11 protein-coding genes are annotated in these 13,063 nt (G+C 44.1%); 2 read left to right on the top strand and 9 right to left on the bottom strand.

Going from position 1 to position 13,063, the window contains the following annotated elements:
• Positions 1-95: 95 nt before the first annotated feature.
• Together R7Q47_RS02525 and R7Q47_RS02520 are read right to left on the bottom strand one after the other, a co-directional pair.
• On the bottom strand, positions 96-1,655 hold the full coding sequence (locus tag R7Q47_RS02525; protein WP_248486199.1) for a methyl-accepting chemotaxis protein: 1,560 nt from the start codon (positions 1,653-1,655) through the stop codon (positions 96-98).
• A 549-nt stretch (positions 1,656-2,204) separates the two neighbouring features.
• Complete coding sequence (locus R7Q47_RS02520) at positions 2,205-3,281, bottom strand: nickel/cobalt efflux protein RcnA (RefSeq protein WP_248486197.1); 1,077 nt, start codon at positions 3,279-3,281, stop codon at positions 2,205-2,207.
• A gap of 135 nt (positions 3,282-3,416) precedes the next feature.
• Here R7Q47_RS02520 and rcnR point away from each other — a divergent pair, with 135 nt between their 5' ends.
• Positions 3,417-3,689 (top strand): Ni(II)/Co(II)-binding transcriptional repressor RcnR, encoded by a 273-nt coding sequence (gene rcnR / locus R7Q47_RS02515; protein WP_005375370.1) that lies wholly within the window; start codon positions 3,417-3,419, stop codon positions 3,687-3,689.
• A 266-nt stretch (positions 3,690-3,955) separates the two neighbouring features.
• On the opposite strand, the gene R7Q47_RS02510 is transcribed toward rcnR, so the two are convergent.
• The 6 genes from R7Q47_RS02510 to ltnD all read right to left on the bottom strand — a co-directional run bounded on the left by R7Q47_RS02510 (position 3,956) and on the right by ltnD (position 10,096).
• Positions 3,956-5,449 (bottom strand): GntP family permease, encoded by a 1,494-nt coding sequence (locus tag R7Q47_RS02510; protein WP_005375369.1) that lies wholly within the window; start codon positions 5,447-5,449, stop codon positions 3,956-3,958.
• Complete coding sequence (gene denD, locus R7Q47_RS02505) at positions 5,449-6,408, bottom strand: D-erythronate dehydrogenase (RefSeq protein ID WP_064369125.1); 960 nt, start codon at positions 6,406-6,408, stop codon at positions 5,449-5,451. Before denD ends, R7Q47_RS02510 begins: the two co-directional genes overlap by 1 nt.
• A gap of 61 nt (positions 6,409-6,469) precedes the next feature.
• On the bottom strand, positions 6,470-7,246 hold the full coding sequence (gene otnI, locus R7Q47_RS02500) for a 2-oxo-tetronate isomerase (protein ID WP_005375365.1): 777 nt from the start codon (positions 7,244-7,246) through the stop codon (positions 6,470-6,472).
• Positions 7,246-7,893, bottom strand: coding sequence for an aldolase (locus tag R7Q47_RS02495; protein ID WP_195723059.1), 648 nt, complete (start codon positions 7,891-7,893; stop codon positions 7,246-7,248). Before R7Q47_RS02495 ends, otnI begins: the two co-directional genes overlap by 1 nt.
• Positions 7,894-7,905: 12 nt before the next feature.
• Positions 7,906-9,162, bottom strand: a complete 1,257-nt coding sequence (gene otnK, locus R7Q47_RS02490; RefSeq protein WP_154204425.1) for a 3-oxo-tetronate kinase — start codon at positions 9,160-9,162, stop codon at positions 7,906-7,908.
• 25 nt (positions 9,163-9,187) lie between these two features.
• Entirely contained in the window at positions 9,188-10,096 is a 909-nt protein-coding gene (gene ltnD, locus R7Q47_RS02485; RefSeq protein ID WP_033906788.1) for an L-threonate dehydrogenase, read from the bottom strand.
• A gap of 274 nt (positions 10,097-10,370) precedes the next feature.
• On the opposite strand from ltnD, the gene R7Q47_RS02480 reads away from it, so the two are divergent.
• Positions 10,371-11,129 carry a DeoR/GlpR family DNA-binding transcription regulator gene (locus tag R7Q47_RS02480; RefSeq protein ID WP_033906787.1) on the top strand — a complete coding sequence of 253 codons (759 nt, stop codon included), beginning with the start codon at positions 10,371-10,373 and terminating at the stop codon, positions 11,127-11,129.
• Positions 11,130-11,307: 178 nt separating this feature from the next.
• Here the strand turns inward: R7Q47_RS02480 and R7Q47_RS02475 are convergent, their stop codons facing one another.
• On the bottom strand, positions 11,308-13,062 hold the full coding sequence (locus R7Q47_RS02475) for an ABC transporter permease subunit (RefSeq protein WP_411912863.1): 1,755 nt from the start codon (positions 13,060-13,062) through the stop codon (positions 11,308-11,310).
• Position 13,063: the final 1 nt, after the last annotated feature.

Here is a 13,063-nt window from a genome sequence, read left to right as displayed (position 1 = left end):
ACAAACACCGCTAAGCGATTTGAGACTCGATTTCTCAAATAAAAAAGCCAGCAATTAACATTTACTGGCTTTTATTAAAGAGGGTCAGTTGGCGTTTAGATTCTAAACGCTCCTACGTGACGATCGAGTGTTCGCGATAGCTCCGCGAGTTGTTGACTTGATTCTTCTAGTTGCTCACTCGCTGTTAGCGCACTTTTCACTGAGTGGCTGACGGTATCCATGTTCATATTAATTTCGTTTGCTACCGTTGATTGCTGTTCTGTTGCGGTTGCTACTTGAGTATTGATATCTGAAATAGTCGTCACTTGTGCAGCTATTGCTTCTAAAGCCTGTCGAGCTAACTCAGTTTCTGCCGTTCCTTCTTCAATAAGAGTCTTACTATTACTCATTGAATTCACCGCACTTTGAGCTTCAGTTTGTAGCTGGTGAATCATATTGTCAATTTCATCGGTAGAATGAGCCGTTTTAGTCGCTAGGTTGCGAACTTCATCAGCAACTACTGCAAAACCTCGGCCGGCATCACCAGCGCGTGCCGCTTCGATAGCCGCATTGAGAGCCAATAGATTGGTTTGCTCCGAAATACCTCTAATCACCTCTAGAATACTACCAATCGACTGAGTATTTTCAGCAAGACTCACGATAATGTTGGAAGTGCTGTTCATCTCGTTTTCAAGATTAGTCATCGCCGTTTTGGTTCTTTCTAGCGTCGTGTAGCCATCTTGCGCTTCATTACTTGCTGCACTCGCAGCATTTGCCGCTCCGGCAGCATTGGAGGCAATTTCATTGACCGTCGCAATCATTTCGTTCATGGATGTGACAACCAGCATGGTTTGCTCGTTCTGCTCTTGCCCTCTTGTGAGCGCTTGTTGAGATTGCCCACGCAAAGCGACAGCTGAACTATTAAGCTCCACACCAGTATTTACAACTTGTGTAATAATCTCATGTACTTTCCCAACAAAAACGTTGAAAGCAGAAGAAATTTGCGCGACTTCGTCATTACCTTTCGCTGGCAAACGAACGGTTAAGTCTCCGTCTCCTTTTGAGATGTCTTGTAGAGCGTCTTTAAGCGTAGAAAGCGGTCTCATCAGTTTATTTAGCAGAAGTGACAGAATCAAAACACACATAACGAAGATCGCCACCATAGAGATCAACTGGTAAGTAATAATTCCATTCGTCGCTTGGCTCACTTCGGTAATAGGAATACCAATATCAAAAGTACCGTATAACTGACCATCCACATAAATTGGTGCCATGATGTCAAACACCCATACTTTCTGGACATCGGCATACCACTTTGAGTACTGTTGAACACCTCTCGTCGCGCCTTCAACAGTATATTCATCGTTATAGGTTTTGTTCAGCTTGTGCTTATCACTGTGGGCTACTGCCGTTACGTTACGGTCAATTACAACGGCATAACTCACGTCTGAACGTTGTTTCAGCCCCTCAACAAGCGATTGTAAATCTTGCATTGGATTGGCTGAGTTCTCCAAAATATAACTCGCATTTCCCGCTAGAAACTCAGCTTGAACTTGGGATTTGTTTAAGATGATGTCATCGATTTTCTGACTCGAAATTAGGTACGTTGATGCCATACTCGCCACGACAGCAATACCAAACATGGCGCAGACTGCTAATAAGATGATTCTTTTCATTATAATTGTCTCAATACAATTCAATTGATGCTCATTAATCGAGCGCTAAGCCTTTCTTCTCCAAAACCAACCAAACTGCATTTTGGGTCTGTTTGGCAGAGCAAGACATAACTTTATAACTATGTATCTGCTTGGTTCCCGATTACTTTAGACAGAAGGAAAAAAAGTCTTCAAAACGTCACATTTCTACGAGGTTTGGCGAAGGGACGAGTACGCAAAAGGAAACGTTTGCATAGTTAAATTTAACTATGCGACCAAATTGGTATCGAACATTAAAGAAAAGAGTTCTAATTAGCGTTTTGCCGTCGGGAGCGCTGTGGTCAGTGCTCCCGTTTTATCATTTAGTATCTCAGGTTCAGATATTAGAGCCACAATTGCAGCGGTTGTAATCCGAGATGCTTGATGAAGCGAGAATGACTTGGTTTGTAGATATGGCAGCGATGTCAGATCGAGTGATTATCAATCAAAAATCGGCAGAAAAATAGGCAAACCAAGGCATTAAGCCATTACCAATGCAAAAAGAAAGAAAAAGAATCTTTACCACAGAGTTTAACTTGTCAGCGATATGTATCCATGCATACCCATGTACAAACCAACTGCACTGATCAAGACGCCCGATAAGTAAGGAGCTCGACGTGCAACATCATTCAAACCGCTCCATTTAGATGTCGCTTTTTGCACGCCCACTGCTGCCACAACGCCAACAGCAACCAGAGTCAAGGCTAAGCCAATACTGAATGACACAACTAATGTCGCACCAAGAGTCATTGCCTTAAGCTGCAAACAGATAAGCAAAACCGTTACCGCAGCAGGGCATGGAATCAAACCGCCCGTTAATCCAAACAGCAGAATTTGCCCATTCGTCACGTCTCGATTCTCAAAGCGTTTTTGAATGTCTAAAGCGTGAGCGCGTTCGTGAGCATCTTGATATTCCTTATCTTCGCTTTCTAAATGAGAACCAGGACGAAAATGTACATCAAAGTCATGGGTATGATCATGGTGCCCGATGATCAAAGTGACAGAAAGTCCATTAGAGACTTCAATGCAAGACGCCGATTCCAAGTATCCATCACGCTCTATAAAGTGATAAATATCAGAAGGTTGATAACCATCACTCGATACCGAAACCTTGATACCTTCAGCAGTTAAAGGTTTACCGCTGAGTGTTCGCAACTGGAAACGGTGATGCTCCCCTTCCTGTGTAATCGAAAGCGAAACATGCCCATGTCCTGTATCCACAACTTGCGTCGTCCAGTCGCGAGCATGATCCTGAGCTTTGTTCCAAGCTCGCTCATCGCTCCATGTCCGCCAAAACATCCATACGCCGGTTGTCACGATAATGACCCCAGAGATAAGTTGCATCCATGGTTCAGCCGCTTCAGCGGTGAATTTCTGGCTAATATACATCCCGCCAACAGCGATTAACCATACAATTATAGTGTGAGAAAGTGTGGCAGCTAAACCCAGCATCACGGCTTGTTTGACCGTTCCTTTCACCGCGACAATGAACGCCGCCATCATCGTTTTAGAGTGCCCAGGTTCTAAACCATGCAAGGCGCCAAGCAAAATGGCACTGGGAATAAAGAACCACCCATTACCTTGTTGTAGTAACGCGACAAAATCCATTGTTGTTCTCTGTTGTTGATTCTAATTTATCGCAAACTATACTCCCCCCCAGTATTAAATACTACCCCCCAGTATAAATTGAGTGCTACATTATCAGTTAGAATAACTCGGCCCGTAACTTAAAGAAGATAAGACATGTCGCATACAACCAGAGATCAAAAGAAGCTCAACACTCGAGTCAGTAAAATACAGGGTCAGGTGAATGGACTTAAAAAAATGCTGGAAGAAGAGCATGAATGCCAAGATGTGTTGCAGCAGATTGCCGCTATTCGGGGAGCAGTAAATGGTTTGATGCGAGAAGTAATTAAAGGTCACTTACTTGAACACGTCGTACTTGAGGAAGACAAAACTCAACGTGAAAAAGATATGGAAGTCGTATTAAAAGTACTGGACTCTTATATAAAGTAACCCTACTTCGCTAGAGTAAAATCACTAGAGTTAAACTCGAATAGAACCTTTATAGGTAATCTCTTACTAAGCGGGAAATAACAATTCCATTTCATATTGATTAAGTTGAAAACGGAACCTATATCGGTTCAATTTAAATAGTTTATTTATAAGAACTAAAACGGCCCAAACATAGGGCCGTTCATATTATTAAAAAACTCTAAACTATCTGATAAAAATACATATTGTGATAGGTTTTTACTTTATGGAAGAGTACAAGTAAACCTTTATACCTCTTGTAATTCGACGTGCTTAGCGCTGTAAGATTTTGTAAATGCAACACACCCCAAAAGTACAGCAAGTGGTAACACAGGATCAAAGATTGAACCATGAGATCCGAAGAATAAGTTAAGAATCATGACTAATGAACCACCAATAGCCCAAGCAATTGTTGTTGGAATAGTCCAAATAATGAGTTGTTTCTTAACCTCAGTCACCCCCATTAATCGATTAACAATATGGAATAGCGAGTCATTAAAGTAGCCAGCAAATAGAGATCCCATCGTAGCTGCCGTCGCTGCGAATAAAAGGTTAACGTCAGGAATATTCACTAAAACTGGGGCAGATATAGAAGCAGCGGTTATCATGGAGACTGTACCAGAGCCCTGAATAATACGAACTAACGTCGCAATAATAAATGGAATCATAACCGCAGAAATAGGAAGCCCTGCAACTTGGTTGGCAATCTCTGCGCCCGCACCCGTTTCACGCAATACGGCACCTAACGCGCCACCAGCTCCTGTTACTAACAAAATGATGCCACAAGTGGAGATTCCTTGTTCCATCTTTTCATTCGCTTCTTCTTTGGTAAGGTTATTACCCAATGTGTAAACCGCTAGTAACGTCGCTATTGATAGTGCAATAGTAGGGCTGCCGATAAAAGCGATAAATTGACCAAATGTTGTTGCAGTCAGCCCTTCGAAACCGAAAGTCCCCTCTAATAAACCCATAACTGATTTCGCAAGTATAAGTAAAATAGGGATAATAATTGGAGCGATAGATTTACTTAAAGATGGTAGGTCTTTCGCTTCTTTACTTGCAATGTACTCTTTGTGATCATTAATCAGTTGCTCACTAGACTTCGAGAAATGTTCGGTTGGAATGAATTCAGGAAACTGCTTTTCTAACCATCTTGCATACCAAACAATACCCATGACACAAGGCGCTGCGATCATCAAACCAAAACCTAACATGCTGGCAAGATCGACACCAAAGATACCAGCAACGCCCAAAGGTCCTGGAGTCGGCGGAATAGCGTGATGTGCTACGACCAAGCCGCCCGCCAGAGCAACCGTAAGCGTTAAAATCGAGCGATTGGACGTTTTTGACAAAGACTTCGCAATTGGATAAAGAATGATAAGCGCGCTATCCACAAAGATTGGGATGCTAACAATATAGCCAGTTACAGCAAGAGCGGCCTCTTCTTTCTTTTTTCCTAACCACTTTATAAAATTATAGGCAATACTTTCTCCTGCTCCAGAAGCCTCTAAAATAGCCCCCATCATAACGCCGAGACCGATGACAATCCCTATACCGCCTAATGTTCCACCAAATCCTTTGCTAACGGTCGCAATCGTGTCGTCAACACTTAACCCACCAATAATACCTGCGATACATGCCGCAATTAACATCGCAATTAACACATGTACTTTTGTACGTAACACAAGAAAAACAAGGACTGATACGGCTACTATTAGTCCAATTACTGAGGTTGGTAACATTAGACAATCTCCATATTGTTAACAGAAATAAATTGTTGTAATACATCCTTGAAATTACTGTCTGCTTTAAATCCAAGCTCCAGTTCTTTAGTACAATCAATTTTTTGTGGCCAACTACTCACAATACGATCAATACCCGCATCATGCTCATAGGTAATATAATTAGAAAGTTGTTTACCCGTTAGAGTGTCCATTGTTTGAATCATCTCAGCTGGTGTAGTTTGAATACCAGGTAAATTAAGCGTTCTATAGGACAGATTATTTAACTGCTCATAAGGCATTAGCCCTGCATATTGAATATTGTCCACCACTCTAGACGGGCTCGATATCCAAAGTTTTAGCGTAGGGTCTACAGGACAATTTGATTCTTGAGCATTCAAAGGCTCACGAATAATTCCGCTTACGAAAGAGCTAGCGGCAAGGTTTGGTTTCCCAGGGCGAATACAAATAGTCGGTAAACGTACGGATACAGCTTTAACAAAGCCTTTACGGGCATAGTCGTTAACCAATAACTCACCTATGGCTTTTTGCGTCCCGTAGGATGACTGAGGATGAAGTGCTGTTATTGGTGTAATCGTTTCCGGAAGATCACCACCAAAGACAGCTAAAGATGAAGCAAACGTAAAACGAATATTAGGGTTTACTTTACGGCAACGCTCAAGCAATAACTGTGTGGTCGTCAGGTTTACAGCTACACCTAAATCAAAATCTTGCTCAGCATGGCTCGATACAATTGCCGCTAAATGAAAAATGTGTGTCGTTTCGGCAGTAATAACTTGGTCTATATTTTCTCGCTTTGTCATATCCATGACTAAAGAAACGACTCGGTCATCAATGCCCTCTAAGCGCGACTTTTGAATGTCGACAATAGTAATACTTTCAGCTTTGTTTTCTTTTAGTAGTGATTTGGCAAGTAGGGTTCCGAGAAAACCCGCCCCTCCAGTTATGATAATATTCATAGTCACGACCCTTTGTTTTTGTAATTGGTTTCAAGTTATTTATGGATAGAAATTAAAATTGTTATAGGTATGGTTTAACCCAACTAAGGCCTAGCTGCGTGCTATGCCTTGGGTTGTATTCACAACCGATCCAGCCTTGGTAACCAGAGTCATCCAAAACATTGAATAGGTGTGGGTAATTCAGTTCGCCTTCCGATGGTTCGTGCCTTTCAGGCACAGAAGCAATTTGAATATGGCCTGTGTATGGCGCCACATCGCGAATCAACGTACTCAGATCACCGTCCATAATTTGTGCGTGATAGAGATCGAGCTGCAATTTCACGTTTGGACGAGCCACTTGTTTGATGAGTTCAACCGCTTCACGTTGATGTGCAACAAAGTAGTTCGGTACATCGCGATTGTTGAGTGGCTCAATCATCAGCTCAACACCATGTTCGGCAAACTTATCCGCTGCATAACGAATGTTTGAGATAAAGGTTTCAATATGCTGATCACGAGTGAAGCGTGAATCAACAATGCCAGACATAGCGTGAACCTTTTTACAGTTCAGTGCCTTGGCGTACATCAACGCAGTCTCGACGCTCGTTTTAAATTCATCCTCACGCCCCGGAATAGCTGCAAAACCTCGTTCACCTGCATCCCAATCACCTGGAGGCATGTTGAATAACGCTTGCTCAAAACCAAACTGCTGTATCTTGCTTGCTAGTTCTTGCGCTTCGAATGCGTATGGAAAAAGGTATTCCACCGCTTTGAAGCCCGCTTGGTGTGCTTTTTCGAAACGATCTAGAAAAGGAACTTCTGTGAACAACATTGTCAGATTTGCCGCGAATTTAGCCATTACTTACCTCTCCCTTTTAGGTCTTGAATCTCAGTATCCGTTAAATAGCGGATGTTGCTTTCTTTAAGAATGAACGCTAGCTTCGCTGTCTCTTCTAGCTCTTCTGCGTTATCCACTGCATCTTCAAAGTCCGTACCCGTGATCACTGGACCATGGTTCGCCAGGAGGAAAGCTCTGTAGTCACTAGCCCGCTGCGCAAGTTCTTCAGCAATCTGAGGGTCGCCCGGGCGCAGGTACGGAATCACTGGCAGTTCGCCAATGCGCATTACAAAGTAAGGTGTGAAAGCTTTGATGGCATTCTCGCGATCTAGACCTTCAAGACAAGAAAGCGCCGTCAAGTAAGTAGAATGCAGATGCACAATCGCATTACACTTTGAGTTATTTCGATAAATCGCCAGATGAAAAGCGACTTCTTTTGATGGCTTTTCACCAGAGATATGGTTGCCATCAATATCCACAACCGAAAGCTCTTCAGCAATCAAGCGGCCGAACGAGGAACCAGTTGGCGTTGCCAGAAAGTGTCCATTAGGCAGCTTTAGAGAAAGGTTGCCAGCGCCGCCAGTCGCATAGCCACGTTCAAACATTGAGCGCGCCATAGTGACCATTTGCTCTCGCAGTTGTTGTTCTGTCATCAATTCTTTATTCATCACAACCTTCACCTATTCAAAAAACGACTGTGCTTTGGCAAAGAAGTGTTCATCGCCGAAGTTGCCCGATTTCAAAGCCAAAGAAAGCTCGCCTTCAAGTGACTTCACCCAAGGTACACCAGGTGCGATTTGAGGACCGATATGAAAACCTTTTACGGCTAGGCTTTGGGTTACAACCCCTGAGGTTTCCCCACCCGCAACGATGAAATTTTTCACACCGTGCTGCTGAAGTTTAACTGCAAGTTGGCTAAAGAACTGTTCAACCGCGTGACTTGAAGCATGCGCGCCAAACTCTTGTTGAATCGCTTTTAACGCCGTTGCATCTGCGGTTGCGTAAACCAGTGGTGCGAACTCGCTTTCGATGTTGGTCATGACCCAATCAAACACTTGATTTGAGTAGTCTTCTTCCGTCAAACACGCCTTCACATCAATAGCAAAGTGTGGCGCTTTTTCTTTGTAAACAGCGACCTGTTGGTTGGTCATGACAGAACAAGATCCAGATAACACAACGGTTGGTGCCTTTTTAGGGTTCCCCTCTTGCTTCGCATCACTTTGATCTTCAAGGTTCTCTATCCAGTTCTTAGCAATACCCGCAGCCAAACCAGAACCACCAGTTACCAGTTTTAGAGACTTCGCCGCTTTGCCAAGTGTGACAAGATGCTCTGCATTGAATGCATCAACCACTGCATAGCGGTTGCCTTGTACTTTTAGCTCTTCAAAGCGCTCAATTACCGCTTTTGGACCTTGTTCAATTATTTGGAAGTTCACCAGGCCAGATTTGCCTTGAGATTGAGCATCCATCATACGAACTAGGCTTGAATCAGTCATTGGGGTCACAGGGTGATTACGCATACCTGAGTCGCTTAGCAAGTCTTGGAATACAAATAGATGGCCGTTGTAAACTGTGCGACCATTCACTGGTAATGATGGGCATACAATGGTGAACGCTTCACCTAGCTCTGCAAGCAGTGCATCCGTTACAGGACCAATGTTACCTTCTGCTGTGCTGTCAAACGTTGAGCAGTACTTGAAGTAAAACTGCTGACAGCCATTTGCTTGCAGCCACTTAAGCGCAGCTACTGAATCCTCGATTGCCTCATCTACAGGACAGGAACGAGATTTAAGACTGATCACGACCGCATCTGCGTTTACATCAATTTCTTCTTTTGGAATACCGTTAAGCTGAACTGTGCGCATGCCGTTTTCTACAAGAAAACCTGCGATGTCTGTTGCGCCAGTAAAGTCGTCTGCGATAACGCCTAATAACATCATTTTTTCTCCGTTTTACGTGCGCTTACTTCTGTTTGTTTTCTACACCTGGAAGCTCAATACCATCAAAAATCTTGATAACGGCACTGTCGTCTTCCTGGCCAAAACCAGCATTGCTTGCACTCAAAAACATGTTTAGTGCTGTGCTTGATAGAGGAAGTGGAAATTTGAGATCTTTTGCTGTGTCCGATACGAGGTTTAGATCTTTCACAAAGATGTCGACCATAGATTTAGGGGAGTAGTCACCATCAACTACATGCTTCATGCGGTTCTCAAACATCCAAGAGTTACCCGCTGCATTCGTCACCACGTCGTACATCAGGTCAAGAGGAATGTTTGCACGTGCCGCTAATGCCATTGCTTCAGCACCAGCTGCGATATGAACACCTGCTAGCAATTGGTGGATAATCTTCACAGTTGCGCCTAGGCCAATCGCTTCACCGATGTTGTAGACTTTAGCTGCCGTTGCGTTGAGTACTGGTTCAAGTGCATCAAATGTGCTTTGCGCTCCCGACGCCATAATAGTCATCTCACCTAATTCTGCTTTTGCAGCACCACCAGATACCGGTGCATCAAGCATCACAAGATTGTGTTCTGCCAATTTCGCTTCAATTTGTTTTGCGTCTTCTGCTGAGATGGTTGCTGAAACCATTACTGGCGTATTCGGCTTAAGCGCTGTAGCAAGACCGGTTTTGAACAAGACCGTGTTAACTTGAGCTACGTTCACAACAAGAACTAGAACCGAATCAAGCTTATCTGCAAACTCAACTGCATTTGTAGAAACAGCTTTTGCACCGAATGAACCTAACTCTTCAAGCGCTTGAGAATTTAAATCGAAACCATAGACATCTAGGCCTGCACGCACACATGACTTTGCGGCGCCCATTCCCATAGAGCCTAAACCGATAACACCTACAGATTGAACTTCACTCATAAAAACAATGCCTTCTGGTCTATTAAACTTTGTTAATTCTTGTTTGGTTGATGTGATTATATGTGAAGATTAATACTAAGACCTCGCTTTGAATCACATTTTTTCACACAAATTAACAATGTCGTGATATATACCTCTTTATGGGCAGAGATATTCCGAGCAGTTAACACAAGCGAAGGCTGTTCTTACAACGTTGAGAACATAATTCACAGATATTCACAACAAATGAAAAGATTGGTAGGATACTGAAAAACAAGAATATAGAAGTGAAACTATGATCCCAGCAGAACGTCAAAGAACCATATTATCCCTGTTATCACATCAAGAAGTGTTAAGCATTTCAGATTTAACCGACCACCTTGGCGTATCACATATGACCATTCGTCGTGATATCGTGAAGCTTGAATCCTCAGGTAAAGTCGTTTCTGTTTCTGGTGGAGTGCAACTCGCTCAAGCTCTACATTCCGAACTTTCCCATGATGCGAAGGTCGAGCAACAAGCGGATGAAAAAATTCAAATTGGTAAGCTGGCGGCTACGTTAATTGGTCAAGACGCTACGATTTACTTGGATGCGGGAACAACCTCTCTAGAAATCGCCCATCAAATAGCAAATCGTAATGATCTTTTAGTGATCACCAATGACTTCTCTATTGCTGCTTTCCTTATGACGCACAGTGAATGTGAGCTTTACCACACTGGGGGAAAAATTGACCGCGAGAACCAATCCACCATTGGAGGAAAAGTCGCAGAGTTCTTGAATGGGCTAAATATTGATATCGCCTTTATTTCGACTTCATCTTGGAGCTTGAAAGGCTTATCAACACCTAATGAAAATAAAGTCCTCGTTAAAAAAGCAATCATCAAGGCGGCACAAACCAATTATCTGATCTCAGACTCAACTAAATACGGTCAGATAGCGAGCTTTCATGCATTAGACATCGAGCAATTGGACGGAATTATTACCGATCGAAACCTATCCGAAGTGGTCACTAAAGAATTAACGGATAAAGGATTACGTGTGTATAAAGAGTAACACTACCTAAACATCTGAGTTCGCGTAACTTTTATACTCGTTAATTTATAGGTGCTTCCAATATACATAGACCGTGCTGTGTACTTTCTGGCAGAAAACACATCCTCTTGTTTTCTAAATTACCAAATTACTGATTACATCTGGGATATGGAAGCTCACTTCACTTTATCGCTGCTCGTCACTTGTCATCAAAAATCAAATTCACCGCAATTGCCATCAAAACTAAGCCTGAAATTGGCAGCAAAACACCTAATGGTGAGCGCTCTATGTAAGGCAAGTTTTCCGCAATCAATAAGCCCCACTCAGGTTCTGGCGGCTTAACGCCAAGTCCGATAAAACTCAGAGACGTCAGGCTGAGCGTAATGTATGGCAAACGCAGAAACGCGTGACGAATCAATGGCGGCAGCACATAAGGCAACAAGTAGTAACGGAGTACTCGCCACTGACTGGTTCCCCAAATGGGCGCAAGATGCGTGTAAGGCTGCGCTTTGGCTTCCATCAACAAACTTGCACAGTGCGCCGCTAATGGTGCCCATGACACCATAACAATCGCAATCAAGGCACTGTTTGGGTTCATCCCCGTTAGACCAGCAATCAGCAGACCCGCCACAATGTATGGCACACCTTTGGTGATCTCAATTAAGCCTTGGCTATAAAGAGTCACGAAGCCGAGCAACAAACCAATCACCAAACTTAGGAACGTTGCGATGATGCCCATTTTGATTGTCGACATCATACCGCCGCCAACGCGAGCAAGCAGATCTCGCCCGACCGCATCGGCACCAAACGGTGCTGCTAAGCTTGGCGATTCAAGGCGGGTAAATTGGATAGTGTAAGGATCGCGCATTAACGCCCATCCCGCACAACCAATCAGCAAGGCAAAGATTGTCGCACTGACAATACGTTTGGTGGTGCTTTGGGTAAAACGGAACGTGCTGTGACTGCTGATCAGCTTGCCACTTGTGACACTGTGCCCGAGTAACCAACGTTGCAATAAGATGCTCGCACTGCTGATCAACATCGAGAACACCAGCAACACCAACAAGCCACCTTGCAGCATCGGCAGATCTTGTGACTTCGCCGCGCCTAAAATTAGTCGTCCGATACCTGGAATGGAGAACACCTGTTCCACAGCAACCGCACCGCCGGTTAAACCAATCACCGTCATTGCGATTTGAGGAATCAAGTTACTAACGGCACGCCACAAGGCAAAGCGTAAGATTTGAAACTGACTGACGTTCGCCGATAGCCAAGTGATCACCCAAGGCTCATCTAGTACACGCTTGAGGCTGTCATTGAGCAAGCGCCCGAACAAGCCAGCAGCAGGCAATGCCATTGCCAAACTGGGTAGCCAGAGGTTTTGCACACCTTGCCAACCATAAGGCGGGAACCAGCCCAACCAGATGGAAAACACCATGATCAGCAACGAAGCAATCACGTATTCAGGCAATGAAACCAACACCGAACTGAGCGTGTCATGATGCTTATCTAAACGATTCTGTTGCCAACGACGCACAGTGTAAAGCACACTCGCCATGCACATTACAAATGCCATGCCTAGCGCTGTAAGCATCAGTAATAGCGACGTTTTTGCGGTTTGTTGAACGCTCTCCATGACGGATGCCCCGCTCACCCAAGAGACACCTAAGTCACCTTGCATGGCAAGCGTCAACCAATCCCACAGTCGCTCAGCAGCGCTGCGGTCAAGTTGAAGATCTTCTCGAATTGCTTGCAGAGCTTCCGCCGTCAGCAATTGTTGAGCACCCGCACGGGCACGCAGGATTGATTGGCTTGGGTCAATACCTGCAATATCCGGCATCAAACCCACCAGCACAACCACTACCCCGAGTGACAGGAAGCGCGACAAAAAACGCGTAAACCATTCAGGCATACAAGCGCTCCAACGAGAGCGCATGTTGGCAACAGACGACATC

The sequence above is a fragment of the Vibrio sp. Vb0349 genome (assembly GCF_033338975.1).
Note: the sequence above shows the minus strand (reverse complement) of the source record. Positions and strands in the feature narration are given on the sequence as shown.